At 71.5% G+C, this 17,841-nt stretch carries 19 protein-coding genes; 10 read left to right on the forward strand and 9 right to left on the reverse strand.

All coding sequences use genetic code 11. The features are described from left to right. Window positions 1-26 precede the first annotated feature (26 nt). The 3 genes from OGH68_RS34340 (at window position 27) to OGH68_RS34350 (ending at window position 4,253) form a co-directional block, all read left to right on the forward strand. Window positions 27-1,142 (forward strand): substrate-binding domain-containing protein, encoded by a 1,116-nt coding sequence (locus OGH68_RS34340; protein ID WP_264249412.1) that lies wholly within the window; start codon window positions 27-29, stop codon window positions 1,140-1,142. A 169-nt stretch (window positions 1,143-1,311) separates the two neighbouring features. Next, a complete protein-coding gene (locus OGH68_RS34345) occupies window positions 1,312-2,352 on the forward strand; it encodes a hydroxyacid dehydrogenase (protein WP_264249413.1) in 1,041 nt (346 codons plus the stop codon). After that, window positions 2,349-4,253 (forward strand): DUF2264 domain-containing protein, encoded by a 1,905-nt coding sequence (locus tag OGH68_RS34350; protein ID WP_264249415.1) that lies wholly within the window; start codon window positions 2,349-2,351, stop codon window positions 4,251-4,253. The genes OGH68_RS34345 and OGH68_RS34350 overlap by 4 nt, the downstream gene beginning before the upstream one ends. A gap of 92 nt (window positions 4,254-4,345) precedes the next feature. On the opposite strand, the gene OGH68_RS34355 is transcribed toward OGH68_RS34350, so the two are convergent. Beyond that, window positions 4,346-4,912, reverse strand: coding sequence for a tellurite resistance TerB family protein (locus OGH68_RS34355; protein WP_264250424.1), 567 nt, complete (start codon window positions 4,910-4,912; stop codon window positions 4,346-4,348). 256 nt (window positions 4,913-5,168) lie between these two features. On the opposite strand from OGH68_RS34355, the gene OGH68_RS34360 reads away from it, so the two are divergent. Then, a complete protein-coding gene (locus tag OGH68_RS34360; RefSeq protein WP_264249417.1) occupies window positions 5,169-5,414 on the forward strand; it encodes a WhiB family transcriptional regulator in 246 nt (81 codons plus the stop codon). 128 nt (window positions 5,415-5,542) lie between these two features. Here OGH68_RS34360 and OGH68_RS34365 read toward each other — a convergent pair whose 3' ends face one another. The 4 genes from OGH68_RS34365 to OGH68_RS34380 form a co-directional block, all read right to left on the reverse strand. Continuing rightward, window positions 5,543-5,899, reverse strand: a complete 357-nt coding sequence (locus OGH68_RS34365) for a PRC-barrel domain containing protein (protein ID WP_319020286.1) — start codon at window positions 5,897-5,899, stop codon at window positions 5,543-5,545. Between the two features lie 220 nt (window positions 5,900-6,119). After that, window positions 6,120-6,419, reverse strand: a complete 300-nt coding sequence (locus OGH68_RS34370; protein ID WP_264249419.1) for a hypothetical protein — start codon at window positions 6,417-6,419, stop codon at window positions 6,120-6,122. A 149-nt stretch (window positions 6,420-6,568) separates the two neighbouring features. Beyond that, window positions 6,569-6,742, reverse strand: coding sequence for a CsbD family protein (locus OGH68_RS34375; RefSeq protein ID WP_264249420.1), 174 nt, complete (start codon window positions 6,740-6,742; stop codon window positions 6,569-6,571). A 697-nt stretch (window positions 6,743-7,439) separates the two neighbouring features. Continuing rightward, window positions 7,440-8,399, reverse strand: coding sequence for an aldo/keto reductase (locus tag OGH68_RS34380; protein WP_264249421.1), 960 nt, complete (start codon window positions 8,397-8,399; stop codon window positions 7,440-7,442). A gap of 128 nt (window positions 8,400-8,527) precedes the next feature. Between OGH68_RS34380 and OGH68_RS34385 the strand changes: the two genes are divergently transcribed. After that, the gene (locus tag OGH68_RS34385; protein WP_319020262.1) at window positions 8,528-8,827 is read left to right on the forward strand and encodes a DUF6296 family protein; all 300 of its coding nucleotides are present in this window, start codon (window positions 8,528-8,530) and stop codon (window positions 8,825-8,827) included. A gap of 57 nt (window positions 8,828-8,884) precedes the next feature. On the opposite strand, the gene OGH68_RS34390 is transcribed toward OGH68_RS34385, so the two are convergent. Beyond that, window positions 8,885-9,244 (reverse strand): hypothetical protein, encoded by a 360-nt coding sequence (locus tag OGH68_RS34390; protein ID WP_264249422.1) that lies wholly within the window; start codon window positions 9,242-9,244, stop codon window positions 8,885-8,887. A gap of 291 nt (window positions 9,245-9,535) precedes the next feature. Here OGH68_RS34390 and OGH68_RS34395 point away from each other — a divergent pair, with 291 nt between their 5' ends. Further along, entirely contained in the window at window positions 9,536-9,940 is a 405-nt protein-coding gene (locus OGH68_RS34395; RefSeq protein WP_264249423.1) for a hypothetical protein, read from the forward strand. A gap of 279 nt (window positions 9,941-10,219) precedes the next feature. Beyond that, on the forward strand, window positions 10,220-10,723 hold the full coding sequence (locus tag OGH68_RS34400) for a metallophosphoesterase family protein (protein ID WP_264249425.1): 504 nt from the start codon (window positions 10,220-10,222) through the stop codon (window positions 10,721-10,723). 123 nt (window positions 10,724-10,846) lie between these two features. Here OGH68_RS34400 and OGH68_RS34405 read toward each other — a convergent pair whose 3' ends face one another. Next, window positions 10,847-11,590, reverse strand: coding sequence for a cupin domain-containing protein (locus OGH68_RS34405; RefSeq protein ID WP_264249426.1), 744 nt, complete (start codon window positions 11,588-11,590; stop codon window positions 10,847-10,849). A gap of 157 nt (window positions 11,591-11,747) precedes the next feature. Continuing rightward, entirely contained in the window at window positions 11,748-12,719 is a 972-nt protein-coding gene (locus OGH68_RS34410; protein WP_264249428.1) for an acetylxylan esterase, read from the reverse strand. Between the two features lie 177 nt (window positions 12,720-12,896). On the opposite strand from OGH68_RS34410, the gene OGH68_RS34415 reads away from it, so the two are divergent. The 3 genes from OGH68_RS34415 (at window position 12,897) to OGH68_RS34425 (ending at window position 16,190) form a co-directional block, all read left to right on the forward strand. Beyond that, on the forward strand, window positions 12,897-14,072 hold the full coding sequence (locus OGH68_RS34415) for a hypothetical protein (RefSeq protein ID WP_264249429.1): 1,176 nt from the start codon (window positions 12,897-12,899) through the stop codon (window positions 14,070-14,072). Between the two features lie 58 nt (window positions 14,073-14,130). Continuing rightward, entirely contained in the window at window positions 14,131-14,352 is a 222-nt protein-coding gene (locus tag OGH68_RS34420) for a hypothetical protein (RefSeq protein ID WP_264249430.1), read from the forward strand. A gap of 731 nt (window positions 14,353-15,083) precedes the next feature. Next, complete coding sequence (locus OGH68_RS34425; protein WP_264249431.1) at window positions 15,084-16,190, forward strand: hypothetical protein; 1,107 nt, start codon at window positions 15,084-15,086, stop codon at window positions 16,188-16,190. Between the two features lie 6 nt (window positions 16,191-16,196). Here the strand turns inward: OGH68_RS34425 and OGH68_RS34430 are convergent, their stop codons facing one another. Further along, window positions 16,197-17,840, reverse strand: coding sequence for a transposase (locus OGH68_RS34430; RefSeq protein ID WP_264249432.1), 1,644 nt, complete (start codon window positions 17,838-17,840; stop codon window positions 16,197-16,199). Window position 17,841: the final 1 nt, after the last annotated feature.

Genomic DNA, 17,841 nt, shown 5'->3' on the forward strand with positions numbered 1-17,841 from the left:
GTGACGCGCGCACGGAAGGGCCAGGCATGCGGGAGCCGAGCGATGCGAGACGTCAGCGGATTCTCGCGGTGGTGCGGTCCAGGGGTTCGGTGCGCGTGGCCGACCTCGCCGCCGAGCTCGAGGTCTCCGTCGTGACCGTCCGCCGGGACGTCGAGGAACTGGCCCGGGCCGGCCGGCTCCGGCGCGGCCACGGCGTGGCCCGCTCGCTCGAGGCCGTGGAACGGCCGCCCGGGCCCGCGGGTCCGGTGGCCCCCGCGAGTGCGGCGGTGGCCCTGGTCGTCCCCGAGCGGCACACGTATCTGTACGAGACCATGCACGGCGCCCGAACGGTGCTCGAGGAGGCCGGGCTGCGCGTGGCCCTGCACATCGCTGCGCAGGCCGCCGGCGCCGAGCGTCCCCTCGTGGAAAGGGCGCTGGCCGACGGGGCCGGCGGCCTGCTGATCGCCCCGCGGTGGAGCACCGCGGCCGAGGAGGAGGCGGACTACGCCTGGCTGGCCCGGCTGGGTGTGCCGACCGTGGTGATGGAGCGCAGGCCGCGGCGGGGGAGCGCACTGCACGCCATGGACTCGGTCTGCTCCGACCACTGGTACGGCATGCATCTCGCCGTCGAGCACCTCGTGTCGCTGGGGCACCGCAGGATCGTGCTGGCGGCCCGCGACGACAGCCCCACCGCCCGCACCCTGCGGTCCGCCTTCGCGGAGATCGCCCGGGACCGCGAGGAGATCGAGGACTGGACGGTGATGCTCAGCGCTCCCGGTCCCGTCGGCTCCCCGGACGGGGGTGGCGCGGCCGCCGGCCCGGAGCAGGACCGGCGGACCGGGTCGGCGAGCCTCGCCGCCCTCCTGCAAGAGCGGCGCGCCACCGCCGCCGTGCTCCACGGCGATGTCGACGCGCTGATGCTGGTCCAGCAGCTCGCGGACAGCGGTGTCCGGGTGCCGCAGGACTGCTCGGTCGTGGCGTACGACGACGTGGTGGCCGCCTTCGGCAGTACTCCGCTGACCGCTGTCGCTCCGCCGAAGGCCGAGGTGGGGCGGGTGGCGGCGGAGCTGCTGGTGCACCGGCTGGCGGGAGGGGGCGGCGGGGTGCGTCGGGTCGAACTGCTGCCGGAGTTGAAGGCCCGTGGATCTGCCCGGAAGCCGTGAATGTTCGTTTGACCGCTTTCTATCCTTTGATTGATCTGTTGACCGCAATCCGGTCAGTCGATCAGGATGGCCGGTGTCCGGACCTCCGCCGCAGAACGACTTCCGGTCGACCCGGCCGGCGGCCCCGCCCACAGCGCGGCCCCTCACGACGACACCTCCCAGGAGAGAGATGCCCCGCACCACCGCCGCACCCGGTCCGTCGGGCCGCCGCCCCCGTGCCGCACTCGCCATGGCGGCCGACGCGGCCGCCGCGGTGCTCGACCCCGCCGCCAGGGCCGCCCTGCGCGAGGTCTGCGACCTCGCGCAGGAAGCCACCCTCGACGACCTCACCACCGAGCGGGCGCGGGACGTCCTCGCCGACGTCGAGATGCTGGTCACCGGCTGGGGCTGCCCGCCGCTGGACGCCCCCGTACTCGACGCGGCCCCCCGGCTCCGCGCCGTCGTCCACACCGCCGGTTCCGTACGCGGGCACATCACCGAAGCGTGCTGGGAACGCGGCATCGAGGTCTCCTCCGCCGCCGCGGCGAACGCCTTTCCGGTCGCGGAGTACACCGTCGCCATGATCCTGCTCAGCGGCAAACGGGCCCTGGAGAGCGCCCGGTGGCTGCGCGCCGAGCGCCGACGGCCCGACCTGCTCGCCACGCCGCGCGACGTCGGCAACTACGGCCGGACCGTCGGCATCCTGTCCGCCTCCCTGACCGGACGTCGCGTGCTCGAACTGCTGCGGCCCTACGACTTCGAGTTGCTGCTGCACGATCCCTACGTCACCGACGAGGACGCGGCAGGGCTCGGCGCGCGGTCCGTCTCCCTCGGCGAACTGTTCACCCGCAGCGACGTCGTCAGCGTCCACACACCGCTGCTGCCCGCGACCCGCGGTCTCGTCAGCCGTGAACTGATCGGCGCCATGCGGCCCGACGCGGTCCTCGTCAACACCGCACGCGGCGCCGTGGTCGACCAGGACGCCCTCACCGAGGCCGCCGCACAGGGCCGTGTCCGGGCCGTCCTGGACGTCACCGACCCCGAAGTGCTGCCGCCCGACCACCCGTTGTGGACCTGCGACAACGTCACGATCACCCCGCACCTCGCCGGCTCACTCGGCAACGAGTGGGGCCGGCTCACCGGCCTGGCCGTCGCCGAGATCCGCCGCTGGGCCTCCGGCGGCGGATTCGCCCACCCCGTGCGACGCGAAAGGCTGGCCCATCTCGCATGAACACCCTCCGACTCCCCGGCGACGACCGCGCCAAGAGTCCGTACACCGGATACACCCGCGACCACTGGGAGGCCGCTGCCGACGGTCTGCTGACCGCCGCCTGGCAGTGGGCCACGCCGCGCGGAGCGCTGCTCGCCCTGCCCGGACGGCCCTCGGTGTCCGGCGTCCGCTCCGACGGCCTCGAAGGCTATGCGCGCACCTTCCTCGCCGCCGGGTTCCTGGTGGCGGGCGCCGGGGGCAAGGACCCGCACGGCCGTCTGGAGCGGTACGCGGAAGGACTCGCCGCCGGCACCCGCACCCCCGGCCGGGACGACACCGAGTCGTGGCCGCTGATCCTCGGCCACGACGTCGCCGGCCAGCCGATGGTTGAATCCGCCTCCGTGGCCCTCGGGTTGCGGATGACCCGCCCCTGGCTGTGGGACCGGCTGGACGAGGACGTCCAGGACCGGGCGGAGGAGTGGCTGCGCGGCGCCCTGCGCCATGTGCCCTCGCCGAACAACTGGTACCTCTTCCCGTACACGGTGGCCGGGTTCCTGGAATCCGTCGGGCGCGGCGACGCGGAGACCGCCCGCGCCAGGGAACGGGCCCTCGGCCTGCTGGAGACCTGGTACCGGGGCCAGGGCTGGTACGCCGACGGCGACGGCCGGGCCTTCGACCACTACAACGGCTGGGCCCTGCACCTGTATCCGGTGCTCGACGACCTGCTCGGCAGCGCCGGGACGGGCCCGTACGGAGCGCGGCTGCGTGAGCACCTGGAGAGCTTCGGGCTGCTCTTCGGAGCGGACGGCGCGCCGGTCCACTTCGGGCGCTCCCTGACCTACCGCTTCGCCGCCGCGTCTGCCGTCGGGCTCGGTGCCGTCACCGGCCACACGCCTCTCGCACCCGGTGTCTCCCGCAGACTGATCAGCGGCACGCTGCGGTACTTCCTCGACCGCGGCGCCGTCGGACCGGACGGCCTGCTCGGGCTCGGCTGGCACGGCCCGCACGAGGCGACGCTGCAGAACTACTCCGGTCCGGCTTCGCCCTACTGGGCGTCGAAGGCGTTCGTCTGCCTGCTGGCGCCGGCCGGACATCCGCTGTGGACCGCCACCGAGGAGGCCGCCCCGAGCGAGGGACCCGACCGGGTACTGGCACTGCCCGCGCCCGGACTGCTGATCCAGAGCACCCGCGAGGACGGGATCGTCCGTCTGCACAACCACGGCAGCGACCATGTCCGGCCGCACGAGGGCGAGTCGGCCGCCGAGGACGATCCGCTCTACGGCCGCCAGGCGTACTCCACCCGGACCGGCCCGACCACGGCCGCCGACACGGCGGACAACCACCTTGCCGTCGTGGTCGACGGCGCGCGCAGCGTCCGCCGGCGCATCCACCCGCTGGGGGCGGGCGGCGGCGACGGCTGGGGCTGGGCGGCCTCGTGGCACCGGCCGGTGTTCCCTTCCGGTCCGCCCATGGTCCCCGGGCTGCGGGTGGAGAGCGTCACCGTCGCACACGGGCCGCTGGAGCTGCGCGTGCACCGGGTGCTCGGCGCCCCGCCAGGGGCAGCGGTCGAGCAGACGGGCTGGGCGACCGGTCCCGGCGACCCCTTGCACTCGGCGCTGCGTCCGCTGCTCGGCTGGCGCGAACAGGACGAGGTACCGGCCCCGCAGGGGACGGCGTACACACCACGGGCGGTGCTGCCCCGGCTGACGGCACCGGCGGAGGGGACGGCGGTCTACGCGGCACTGGCGACGCTCACCGCCGGGCAGGACCGCGGGGTCCTCGCGGGCGCCGTCGACGAGGTGACCGTGGACGGTGACCGCGTCGAGGTCCGCTGGTCCGACGACGGCTCCCGGACCAGCGTCACGTTCGGCCCTGTCGCGGTGCACCGCACCGCGGCGCGGGAGACGCCGCACCGCATCTGACCTTCGGGTGGGTCGGGGTGCCGGGCGCGTCGGGGTGCCTAGGCTGCTCACGGCCTCGGATGGAGGCCGTGAGCAGGCGTCAGCACGTGTCCTCAGATGCCGAACTCCGTGGGGGACAGGCCCAGCGTCGCGCAGACCTCCCGGATGATCTCCAGTTCCGCCGGCTCGACATATCCGTCGGCCCCGGCGATGACGATGCCGGTCTGGACGACCGCCCTGGCCTCCGTGGGCTTCTTGGCGACCTTGGCGATCTCCTGCATCACCTCCGCCTTGCCCAGCAGGAAGTTGGCCGACAGCCGGTCGGCGTGCTTGTTGAACCGCTGGCGCAACTGGTCCGCGGGGAAGTTCTGCAGGACGTCGTTGCCCAGGATCAGGGACTCCACATGCTGCCGCTCCGCCGCGTCCACATGCCCGTCGGCGGCCGCGACCAGCGCGCACATCGCCATGCTGGCGTCCCGGAAGGCCCCGCTCTTCAGCTCCGTCTTCAACGAAGTCAGCTGCGTCTTCAAGGTGTTCACCAACTGGGCGCGAGAGCCTCCCCCTGAACGCGAGCCTCCTGCGGGACGCGAGCCGGCTCCGTGACCGCCCACCGCGCTCCGGGCGCCCTGGGACTGCTGCAGGTTCTTGGCCTGGTCCTTGATCCGGTCCCACATTGCCACTGGTGCCACCTCGGCTTCTTCTCATGTCGTTCTTTGGACGTCGTGCGCGCCGACGGCGCTCACTTCCTCAACGCTCGGACCCCGTCAGGCGTTCCGGGACAGGACAGGGAAGCGTGAACCGGGCCGCCGGCACCGGGCCCGTCGGCACCCCGGCCGTGTCCCACCGTGTCCGGACCCGTTTCGGCGTACGCGAGGCGGTCACCCGGCAGAACAGCACCTGAACACCCTTACCTTCCACGACTGTTGCGAGGAGCACATGGACGACTGGCGTGACGACGCGGCATGCCGCGACGAGGACCCCGACCTCTTCTTCCCCATCGGAACCACCGGACCGGCGCTCATGCAGGAGGCCGAGGCCAAGGCCGTCTGCGGCCGCTGCCCGGTGCGGGAGCCGTGTCTGCGATGGGCGGTGGAGGCAGGTCAGGACCTCGGGATCTGGGGAGGTACGAACGGAACCGAACGACGCAGGCTGAAGCGGCGTGCCGCCCGCCGCAGCCGCTGACAACGGGGTCCGGCCCAGGAACAGGACCCGGGCCGGATGGGGCCGGGCCCGGGCCGGATGCGGCTGGGCCCGGCCGGACCGGCGGCTCATGGCCTCAGGCCCTGCGGACCGGGGTGGTGGACGTCCGGTCACTGAGCGGACGGGTCCGCGAGGCCGAGTCCGGCGTAGTAGCGGGCCACGTCGGCGAGATAGGCGCTGTCCGCCGTCTGACTGTCTGTGGTGAACCGGGGAGCGTTCTTGATCTGGTCCTTGGTGGCCACCACCGTGACCGTCCGCTCACTGGGGTTGATCCGCCGGACGAAGCCGGCGGGGACCAGTACGCTCCGTCCGAAGACCCACGCCCCGGTGTCGACGACCAAGTGCTGCATCCCCTGCCTGTCGGACTGCCGGTCGACACGGCCCAGCACCCCGTCCGGTGCCTCCACGGTGAACCCGGTCAGGTCCCGTGCCGGAGCGTAGCCGCTGTCGGCCGGGTAGACCCACATGTCCTGCACTGTGCATCCTCCAGATCGTCGAACGCGGCCGCGTGCCGGCCACTTCCGGGAGGGGCCGCACAGGGACGCCCGGTCCCCACCGGGCGTGCCCACGAGGCGGGCGGGGAAGTCCGGCGCGCGCCGGACGCCGCTCTCCCGGTCTGCCCCACGGGGCACATCCCGACACGCCTCGGCGCGACGTGGCCGCGCCGGAGGTGACGGCCGGTCCTGCTCACGGCCCGGCTCCCTCCTGCGGCGCCCAGGAGGGGACCACCGCCCCGGCACCGTTCCGGACCGCCTGCACCACCGCGTCGTGCAGTGCCCGGCTCGCCTCCTCGGAGGGACAGGGCGTGGGGCTGCCCGTCATCGTGAACCAGTCGGTCGCGCCGGTGAACTGCAGAGCGACCTGTGCGGTGCCGTCGGCCCAGGTGGTGTGGACCGTGAGGTTCCCGGTCATCACACCGGTCTCCTCCGTGAGCGCACCGCCACGCCCTGTGTAGACATTGCGAGTTGTCCATGACGCCCAGCTCATGATTCCAGCGTCACACTGCCGTCGCGGATGCGCGACCGACCTGGCAGGCGAGGGCGCCCCGGAACGCGCGAGGCCGGCCGCGCCGGCGGTCCGCGCACACGGGGCTGGGCCCGTTGCGTCGTCGCAACGGGCCCGGCGCTGTGCGCGCGTCAGTGGCGGAAGACGTCCTTGGCCTTCTCCTTGGCCTGCCGGGCGTCGCCCTTCGCCTGCTCCGTCCGGCCCTCGGCCTCCAGCCTCTCGTTGCCGACGGCGCGGCCCGCGGCTTCCTTCGCCTTGCCCTTGGCCTGTTCCGCCTTCGCGCGGGACTTCTTCTTCTCAGCCATGGAACTCACATCCCAGGTGCATCCGACGTCATGGCTCGGTTGATCGCCTGTCCACTGCTCCCCGCCCCAAACGTCACCGGCCCCGCGCATCGCCCGCAGCTGGTCCGCCGGCCCGGCAGCGAGCCGGCCGCCCGATGCGCAGACGTCGGACCCCGCCGGGCCCGTACCGCCACGGAACGTCGCCGCCGGAAGCGGTGCGTCACTTGCTCCCGCCTGAGGGGTGCGGCGTCTCCCGACGGCGCTTCTCGGAACGCGGCGGCCCCCCGACGGCGCCCGGCGACTCGCGCGTGCCTCTCACCCGCGCCTGCGGGAACGCGGCGCGCCCCTCAACGGCGCTTCTCGGAACGCGGCGCGCCCTTCGACGTCCGGGGACGCGCACGCGTCTTGCCCGCGCCCGGGGGCATGGTGCAGCCGGGGCCTGCGCCCGCGGAAACGCGGCGCGACCTTCGACGGCGCTTGCGAAGACGTGGTGGCGTGCCCGTCGACGGCGCCTGGGGGACGCGGCGCGTCTCCCGACTGGGTCTGGCGGAGACGTGGTGGGCCAGTCGACGGTGCCTGGGGGACGCGCGCCTCGTGCCCGCCGTCGCTGGACGCGGCGGCGTCTTCCGTACGCGCCCGGCGGGATGCGGTGCGCGGCTCGACGGCGTGTCCGGCGTCGGTGGAGTGTCCCCGCCGGCGCGCGGTCGGGCCGTGGCGGCTAGGGAAGTGCGGCGCCGCGCGCGGTGATCCAGAGCCGGTACCACTCCTCGTGGGTGAGCTCGGGTTCCCGCCGCGCCGCGTCGCCGCAGGCGCGGACACGGTCGGGCCGCGCGCTGCCGATGACCGGCGCGATCCGTGCCGGATGCCGCTGGAGCCACCACAGCAGGACCGTCTCCGGCGTGGTGCCCTTCGCCTCGGCGAGCGAGGTGACGAGCTGCGCCGTCGCCCGCTCCGCCGGCGTCTCCTGCCGGCCGGTGAAGCGTCCCTGGGCGAGGGCGCCCCAGGCCTGCAGGCGGACACCGTTCGCCCGGCAGTGCTCCAGCGTCCCGAGCGGGAAGCCGTTCGCGGCGGCTTCGTGGGTGTTGACCAGAACACCGGCTTCGAGCCAGTCGCGCCGGTGGAGGCTCATCTCGAGCTGGTTGGCGACCAGCGGCAGACCGAGACAGCTCTGCAGGGTCGAGATCTGCGCGGCGCTCATGTTGGACACCCCGAAGCTGCGCACCAGCCCCTGGCGGTGCAGCGACGTCAGGGCGTCGGCGATGTCCTCCGGGTCCGCCAACGGGTCCGGCCGGTGCAGGAGCAGCACGTCGAGGACGTCGGTGCGCAGGCGGCCGAGGCTCTCCTCGACGCGCCGGACGATGCTGCCGCCCCGCAGGTCGTAGATGCCCGGGCGGTCGCCGTCGGCGAGCCGGATGCCGCACTTCGTCTGCAGGACGATGCGCTCACGCAGACCGGGTGCGCGGGCGAGGACCTCACCGAAGACGGCCTCGGCCTTTCCGTGCCGGTAGATGTCGGCATGGTCGAAGGTCGTGATCCCACTGTCGAGTGCCGCCTCGACCGCTGCCTCTGCGGCTGCGATGTCCGCCGCACCGTGGGGTGTGGTGTCCCAGCTTCCGCCCAGTCCCATGCAGCCGTAGAGCAGCCGCTGCTCCCCGCCCTTTTCCGCGTTCGTCGTCACGCGGTCACCCTTCCATGGGCGGGCAGGTCCGCCCAAACCCGTTTCCGCGCGGCAGACGCACAGGGCCGGGCCGCCGGGGCCCACGAGGAGGCGGGCAGCACAGGCGCCGCGCCCGGACAGGAGTCACGATGGAGGTAGGGCGCCGCGCGGCCGACATGCGTTTCCCGGTCGCGCACAGCGCCCGGGAGGCGGTCATGGAGGACTACCCGGAGAGCTACGAGCTCATTTTCCAGGCGTCGGCCGTGGACGACGTGGTCGTGGTCCGGCGCACCGACCAGGCAGGAGCGGGAGGCAGCCCGATCTACGAGGACGAGACCGGAATCGTTCGTGCCGAGATCAGTGCCCGCGGCGAGGTACGGATGCTGGCCAGCGGAGGACACCAGGCCCACGAGCTGCCGGTGACGGCCCGACGGACGGCGAGTGTATGAGCCGGAAGCCGTCTCACACGGTCATGCACGCGCACGGTCTTACACGTGCGCATGGTCCTACACGCGCCGGTCGCTGAAACCGCAGAGCCAGGCGAGGGCCGCGTGCGCACCGCGGACGTAGTCCCGGGTGACGGGATCGGCCGCGGCCTCGTCCTCCCGTACCACCGCGGCGTCGATCTCCGCGGTCAGGAGTTCCATGTCCGGGACGCCCTTCGCGCCGGCTCCGGTGACGGGCGCCCTGGCGTCGCGTCCGAGGGCCCAGGCGTATCCCGCGGACACCCCGGCGCGGTATTCGGGCGGATGCTCGCCGCCGGAGAACAGCGCGGGCAGGTCCCGCTCCGCCGCCTCGGCGTCCGCATAGGCCCGAACCCCCACGCGCTGCCCTTCGTCCCGCTGTGACTGCGCAGGTGCGGTCACTGATGTCACCTGTCCTTCCGGCCCTTGCCGGGCCGTCTCGAGGGACCGCCGACGGCCGGGCGGTCCGCCGGCGGCAGGTTCCTGGCGGGTACCCGGATCGGGCCCCGATTCCACCGGAACGCCATGAACTACGTGTTTCCCCCTCGGTGGCCGCGTGCCCGGAACGCCGCACCGATCACTCGAAGGGCGGCGTATGCCCGGCGGCTGCGCGGGGACATGCGAGGAGTGAGCGGTGAACAGGAGAGACCAGCGCGGTACGAGCCGCCCCCCGTCCCCCGGCGCCCCGAGGGCATGAGCGACACCACCGTCGCGGCCCTGGGGGCTCTGTCGAAGGCACTGGAGACGACGGAGCGGGCACGCGGCCACCTGTACTCCTTCCACCAGCTGACGGGCACTGCGGACCTTCAGCTCGACGAGGCCGTGCGGCTGCTGCGGCAGGCCGGTCACACGGTTCAGGCGGACCGGGTCGAGCAGGAGATCGTGGGGCGGAACGTCATCCCGGGACACTGGACCTTCCAGATCGTCGAGGCGTACGACGCGACGTACTACCGGCCCTTCGCCCGGACCGAGGAGGAGATCAGGCAGGAACTCGCCGACGGACAGGGCCATCTCTACGAGGCCGAGATGCGAGCGGCCCGCCGGACGCCGGGGCACCCGGACCACCCGGTGCTGCCGGAGGAGGACACGCCGCCCTGACGGCCTCGCGGAGCCCGTGAGGCGCCCGGTTCGAGACGTGGGAGTCCGGAGCGCACGGCGACGGGCGGCACAGAGAGCGACCCCGCCTCCGGGGGGACGAGGACGGGGCCGCGACGCCTCGCTGCCGGCCAGGGGGGTGGGCCGGGTGGCGAGCGCTCATCCTTCGCGTGCCCGCCCCGCCAAACGGGTATGCCTACGACTTCGTGCGGTACGGCGGAAAGTTTCCCCGCCGGTCGTGGAACGGCTGCGCAGGGCCGCCGCACGGCGCATCGTGGGGGCATGCGGCTGCTGCTGACCTCCGACACCCATGTGCCCGCCCGGGCACGCCGACTGCCTGCGGAACTCATGGATGCCGTGCGCCGGGCGGACGTGGTGATCCACGCCGGGGACTGGATCGACGCCGCGACCCTCGACCTGTTCGAATCCCGGTCCGCGCGTCTCCTCGCGGTGTACGGCAACAACGACGGGCCCGAGCTGCGGGCCCGGCTGCCGGAGGTGGCACTGGCCGAGCTCGGCGGAGTGCGGTTCGGGGTCGTCCATGAGACCGGCCCCGCCCAGGGGCGCGAACGCCGCTGCGCGGAGCGGTTCCCCGAACTCGATGTGCTGGTGTTCGGACACAGCCACATCCCCTGGGACACCACGGCGTCTGCCGGGCTGCGGCTGCTCAATCCCGGCTCGCCGACCGACCGCCGACGGCAGCCCCACTGCACCTATATGACCGCCCGGGTCTCCGGAGGCCGGCTGACGGACGTCGAACTGCACCGTCTGCCGCACCGCCGCTGACCCGGGGGTCCCGGCCGTCCGGCGCAGTGACCGACCGGCTCACGGGCTCACGGGCGACCGGCTCACGGGAGCACTGACCGACCGACTCATGGGCCGACCGGCTGACGCGGACGAGCGACCCGGTCAGCCGGTCTCATAGACGTCGAGGCGGCCGCACATGCCGTAACGCCCCCGCGCGGAAGGCAGTTCGGCCCGCACCCGCGCCCGCGACAGATGACCGGCGTCACCCCGTTCGAGCCCGTCCAGCTGTGCGCCCGTCGCGGCCGACGCTGCGGCCGCGCCCTCCCGCCAGCGCCCGCGCCAGGCGCCGACGAAGGGCCGCACCAGGGCCGCGGCGGCCCGGTGGAAGGCTGCCAGGGGCCCCGGGTCCCCGGCCTCCGCCGCCTCGCGCAGCGCGGCAAAGCCTTCGAGGGCCAGGTCCCGGCGGCGGCGGGCCGCCCGCTCCAGTTCCTCCTCCGATCCGCCCTCGGGCAGGGCGATGGCGGCGCGGTAGGTATCCGCGTCCGTGAGCAGACGCGGCGGCAGGGTCAGCACCGCGTCCCCCGCCTCCGGGAGACCGCAGTTCTGCATCAGCACCACGATGGTCAGATCGCCCTCGTTGACCAGGCGGTGGATCGTGCCCGGTGTGAACCAGACCAGCGCGCCCGGGGCCAGGGGCGTCTGCTCGAACCCCGAGGCGGTCAGGGTCTGCACCGCGCCCCGGCCGCCGGTCACGGCGTAGCCCTCCGAACAGGTCAGATGGACGTGAGGCGTGCCGCCCCGCAGGCCGTCGGCGCCCGGCCAGTCGTAGACCCGCAGCCGGGACACACCGATCCCGCCGGGCAGACCGTCGTGGCCGACGGCCGCGGTCGTGTCCCGCGTGGTCACCACTGTTCTCCTTCGGTCGCGCGGCGCGGCCGCTCCACGTGCGGTTAGTAAGCGCTTTCCATCGACCAACGTAGGCTGCCCCGGGACACAGGGTCAAGAGCCGCACCCCGTGGCGCGGCCGATGGTCGGGCGGTCAGACCATCAATCGGTCGGACAGTCAGGCCGTCAGCCGCGCCGGCAGCCAGCGCAGTTGTGCGGCCTGCTGGAACGGGCCGCCGCCCTCGTGGTCGTTGAAGTCGTAGACCTCGATCTGCTTGTCCTCGTGTGCGTACGCGTTGAAGGCGGCGAACACCGTGGAGGGCGGGCAGGTCTGGTCCTCCAGCGCCACGGAGAACAGCGCCGGCGCGCGACCGCGCGCCGCGAAGTGCACCCCGTCGAAGTAGGCGAGCGTCCGCGCCGTCTGCTCGGTGCGTCCCCGGTGGATCTTCAGATAGTTGCCCACCTCCCGGTACGGGTCGCGGTCCGTGAGCGTCGTGGCGCGCGGGAAGTCGCACAGGAACGGCACGTCGGGGGCGACGGCCGCGAGATCCGGTACGAGACCGGCGGCGGCCAGGGCGATTCCGCCGCCCTGGCTCCCCCCGACCGCGGCGGTGCGGGAGGCGTCGGTGGCCGGGTGCGAACGGGCCGCCTCGATCGCGCGTACGGCGTCGGTGAACACCCGGCGGTAGTAGAACTCGTGCGGGTCCTCGATGCCCCGTGTCAGGAAGCCCGGATACGACGGCGCACTGCCCACCGGGTCCGCCGTGTTCCCCGTGGACCCGCCGCTGCCCTGGCCCCGGGTGTCCATCACGAAGTGCGCGAAGCCGGCCGACGCCCACAGCAGATGCGTGTGCGGCAGTCCCCGGCCACCGCCGTAGCCGACGAACTCGACGACCAGAGGCAGTGATTCGTGCGCGCCGGCGGGGAGTATCAGCCATCCCTTCACCGGGTGGCCGCCGAAGCCGGCGAAGGTCACGTCGTGGACCTCGACCGAGGTGAGACCGCTCTCCACGCGTTCGAAGCGGGCGTCGAGGTCATGGTCGCGGGCCTCCTCGAGCGTCTTCGTCCAGAACGTGTCGAAGTCCTCCGGCTCGGGGGAGAGGCTGCGGTATTCGCGGAGTTCGGCGAGTGACAGATCGAACAGGGCCATGGGGCCGCCTTCCGTACGGGATGGGTGAGCAGATCAACACGGGCGGCCGTGGCTGGGCAAGTACCGCCCGAAGGCCGGACGGGACGGCCGAGGGGCGGGCCGGCGGGAACTCCTCGTGCTGCGCTGGACGGTCCAACCTGGTTTGCACGCACCCCGGGCGAATCTGATCGTGGCCCCATGAACAGACCCAGGGTGGTTGTGGGGCCACCGGACAGCCGCGGCCTGCGCGAGATCGCTGTCGGCGGCAAGACGGTGGGCAGCGCCTGGTCACTTCGGGGGTTGCGAAGGGTCCTCAGCCGTCTCGGTTACCCGGCAGACCTCGATGTGGAAGACCGGTCATCCATATTGTGGAGCGGTGGGGGCAGCGGGACGTGGCCCGACCGCACCTGGTGGAGGCGCTCGGTCATCACGCTCATGATGGCGGGCCTCCTGGGCTCCATGGCCCTTCTTGTTGCCGTCGGGATGCCGGACGCCATCGGGGCGCTGACTTTCGCGGGGCGTGTCACTGGATTTCTGTTCGCCTTTGCGGGCGTGGTGCAGGGCGTGGCTGCGCCGGCGGTGCTCGATTACTGGGGAAAGCGACAGTTGAAATTCTCCGGAGCGTTGATCCTGCTGGGGACGTTCGTCGGTCTGGCCACCAATGGCCTGCTGCTCTTCATGTGGCTCCAGGAGCGCGAGTACACGCCCTACGTACTGACGTACCTTCCGCTCTGGTGCTGGTCCCTATGGGCCTTCCAGTTGCTTATCCGAAAAAAGGCGTGGCAGGGTGTTCCCTACCCCAAGCAATTCGCTGCGGGAGTGACGGTCACGACGCTTCTGGCCACCGCCAACCTGGCGTATTCCACCCTCTATCAACCGACGTCCGCCCCGGTCCTCTTCGATCTGAATGTGAAATTCGGAACTCCGAGAATGGACGCGAAACAGCCCGTCATCCACCTCCCGGTGACCTTCCGGGCTCGGAACTCCGGACAAATTCCGGCTTACATCATCAGCGATGGCTACTGGATCTACGGGGTTTCTGTCGAGTACTCGAGCGACGGCGGCGGGCTCCTGGAGTGGAGAAAGACGATGGACGCCGGGTCGGACGGGTCGAAGGTCGGGCGTTATGTGAAGTCTCCCACCCGGGAGGCGATCGGCGCCGCGCGGTTCTACGGGCCGGGCAACTGGCTGGAGCCCGGTGAGCAGTACGTCCAGGAGAGGGTCGTTCAACTGCCCAAGTCTGCCGAGTACGACGTGATTGAGGCCGACTTGGTCATGACCCTCATGGAAGGACCGCGGCAGGATCGACGAGGAGTTCGCGACCCCGCATTATTCCTGGCACAAGAACGGGAAATTCTATTGCCATCCCAGTGAATGCGACGACCACATCATCAATCGGGGCAGGGTTCTTCACAACAACAACATCATCAACGTGACCCGCAGACCTCGGTTTGTGACGTCGTACTACGGGTGGACCGGATCCGGTGCCGACATCCAGTCATATGTCCTGTCGTACGAACCCCGGGATGCTCTTGGCTTCAGCAAGGAGGTGGCCGAGGAGGACGAACGGGAAAGGAAGAGATACGGGGTTGCCGTGGCCGAAGCCATGGCCGCTGTTCCCTTCGCCGAGCTGCTGAAAGCGGACGGCAACTGACTCGACCGTCTCGACCGGTGCGTACGAGACCCACCGGACGGCCGAGCGCGGCGCTCCGTCGGATAGTGCCGACAGCTGTTCGTGCGGCCCGGCTACATGGAGCACATGCTCACCTGTTCAACAAGTCGCGGCAAATGGCAACTGCCTTGTCCGCGCAGGTCGCCGAACTCCGGCGGACCGTCGCCGCTGCCTTCGGAGCGTGTGGAGGTCCGGGCTGATCCCGGGGCGCGGTGGTGGCGTTGCGCATTGCGCCACACGGGTAAAGAGTGGAATCAGATCGTCTATTGCACTGAGAGTCGCAGAATCCCGTGGCGGCGGTCCTCTCTCAAGGCGCCTCCGCGACGGACAGGCCGACACAACCGAGAAGCGCAGCTGGAACGATCATGGGCACAGTTGTCCGGCGAAATCTCTTCCGCACGCTGGGGGTATCGGCCGTGGCCGCCCTGCTCGCGCTGCCGGCAAGCCTGGCGAGCGCTGCGGCAGCTCCAGGAACGGGCAGCGTGACCATGACGGCGGTTCCCGCACAGCCCACGCCGCCCCCGCCGCCGCCTCCGGACGACACGCCTCCGCCGGGGCCTACGACGCCTCCTGCGGAGACACGCCCGACGGCTCCGCCGACGCCGGGCGACACCACCGCGCCGGGTGACACGTCCGCGCCGGGTGACACGTCCACGCCACGGGAGTCGCCGGACTCCGATCTGCCGTCGGGCTCTGGGGAGCCGGGCGAACCGGTGGCCGAACAGCTCGCGAAACAGAGGGAGGAGATGGAAGAGGCAACGGCAGATCTGGCCGAGCTGGGGAGGCACGTCCCTGAGGAACTGGAACCGGCTGTGCAGCAGCTGACTGCCACGCTCGAGGCGGCGGAGGAACCGGCGACGTCACCGCAGGAACGCGAAGAGGTCACCGAAACCGTCCAGCGGGTGACCTCGGCGCTGATGGTCATAGACGACCCGGAAACGCCTCCTGAGTTGCGGGAACGTCTGATTGTGATTGTGCAGCAGGTGGCCTCCGTGCTGGAAGGCAGTCAAGGCCCGACGGTGCCGCCCGAGTTGCGGGCCGGCATCATCGCGGCGGTGGAGCAGGCGACTTCGGCCCTGAGCGTGATGTGGGACTCCGGTGCTCCGTCCGAGCTGCGGGCGCAAGCGGATCTCATTCTCAACCGGATGACTGCCGCGTTGGAGGAGAGCCTGGAGCCGCGACGGCATTGGCTGGCGAGGCCGGCAGGGGAGTTGGGCGGTCCAGCGGAGACGATCGCCGACCCGCAGACGCCTCAGGAGCAGAAGCAGGCGCTCGCGAGCGCCACAGCTCGGGCCGCCTCGTTGCTGCCGGCACTGGGCGACCCCACCGGATCGCGGGGGGAGCGGGCAAAGGCCCAGAAGGCCTTCCGTGAGCAGACCGCTGAGATGACGAGGCAGCAGGAGAAGGCTGCTTCCGCGCAGGACGTACCGGACGTTCCCCTCGGCAAGGCGGCTGAGGTGTGTACCAATGCCGTCTTCGCGGCCGTCTCCGATCGTGCACTCGGCTGGAGTCTGAGGGAGCTCCTTCCCGAGAAGTGGGAAATCGAAGGGGTGCGGGACTTCTGGAAGGCCAGGGAGGGAGGCAGTGACTCCCTCGATGTCCTCGCGCAGCTGAGGAACGGTGAACATGCCGATGCCCGGTTCGAAGTGGGGCGGCTCACCACTCAACTCGCTGAACTCGTACCGGCACGCACCCTGTTCGGCAGGATCGGACCTCCGGGGCTCTACTGCCTTCAGGCCGCTTGGCAACTCGACCAGCAGGCGGGGATCGCAGCGGGGACCTGGCTCGAGATGGCTCGTGAGAAGAAGGGGGACGGCTGACCGTTCCTAATCAGTGGGCAGGAGTGAGTCTTGCACCCATACCTGGTCACTGCGGGTATCCCGAACGGTTTTGGGTGCCCTGGTCGCCCGCTTTCGCTCCGCGTCCGGTTGCACGGATCGTGTCCGTGGTCCGGGGATGCGGGGGCGGGTTTCCTCACGCCCCCGTGCACCACGATCGGCCTGGACGGTCCGATGCCCACGACGATCGCTCTGGTCGTTGTGGGGCGGTGCCGTCCGTCGCCGGATCGGGTGCCCGAGGGCGCGTCGCCCGATCGCGATGCCGGCGGCATCGTGACGGGACATCTTTCGCTTGTCGCTGGTCAGGGGCTTGCGCCAGTGCTGGTCGCCCCACATCGACGTATACGCCGGGTCGACGGCGACGATCGCGAGGTCGTATTCGGCGGCCATCGACACCAGCCGGGCTTTGAGCTTCCCGGTCGGCATGCCGGAGATCAGCTGACGGAACCATTTGCGTCGGCCGTGCTTCTCGCGGGTCTTGTCCTGCGCGAAGTCCAGGTCCTCGATGCCGATCGCTTTGACGCCGCACCTCTTGGCCCAGTGCAGCAGGCGGATGATGGCGTGCCGGATCTGCGCGTCGCGGTGGTCGGCGGTGCCGGCCAGGTCGGAGAAGAACCGCTTGGGTTCGCCGGCCGCGTTGCCGTGCGGGTCGAGCAGGTAGGCCGCGAAGTGGTCCGCGTTCGTGTTCACGCCGACCACGCCCTGGGCACGGGCCGCCTCCAGCGGGATCGTCTTCACCACCGGGCGGGACCAGGCAGCGGTGAGGTACCAGCGGCCCCGCGCTGCGTCGTAGTGGATGCGGTAGGCCACGGCGCGGTTGCCGCCGATGCGGTCTCGCCACTCGTCGCCACGGTGCTGGAACTGCACCTTGGAGGCGAGGACGTACCGGCCGCGCGGCGCATTGGCCAGGTGAGCGAGCGGCGCGGGCAGTTTGATGGAGACCTCGCCGCCAGGAGCGACACGGATCGTCTCGTTCCCGAAGCGTTTGCCGGACTCTCCATCGGCGGCGAGGAACCAGCGCTCCGCTTCCCATCGCTGGCGCCACTCCAGCTCCGTGAGCTGGGCGGCCTGGAGGTTGTGACGGTTGCGGGCCAACTTCTTCCCGCCCCGCACGACGTGCACGACACCTGCCTCCCGGTCGGCGCGAGCCGCATCGAGACGGCGCTCCAGGGTGTGCAGGCGCCGGGACTTTTGGAACCACTCGCCCTTCGACCGGTAACCACCCGGCGCCTTCTTGGTGCCCTTCTCCCCGACAGGCTGCGACAGGCGGTACATCAACGTGCGCACACCGGCCTCGAGGCCCTGGATGTGCGCGAGCTGACAGCGACGCGACAGCGCCCACTGATCGTGAGTGGCCTTCGTGATGCTCCTGGCCCAGCGGGAAGACGACTGGGCCGTCAGGCCCTGCTTACGGGCCGCCCACCTGTCCTCGTCGTGGCCGTTGCCGTCCGCGCACCGGGCCTTGAGGTCCGACGAGGCCAGACTCTCCAGATGCTCGCCGACCAGGTGCAACACCTTCTCGTCCTCGGACCTGAGGTGCTTGAGCCGGTCGCGTACCGCCACACCGGACGGGCCGAGGGCAACGAACGGCGTGGCGATGGCACGCAGTTGCTTCTTCTTCGGCTCAGCCATG

It is taken from the genome of Streptomyces peucetius (assembly GCF_025854275.1).
Classification (GTDB): Bacteria; Actinomycetota; Actinomycetes; order Streptomycetales; family Streptomycetaceae; genus Streptomyces; species Streptomyces peucetius_A.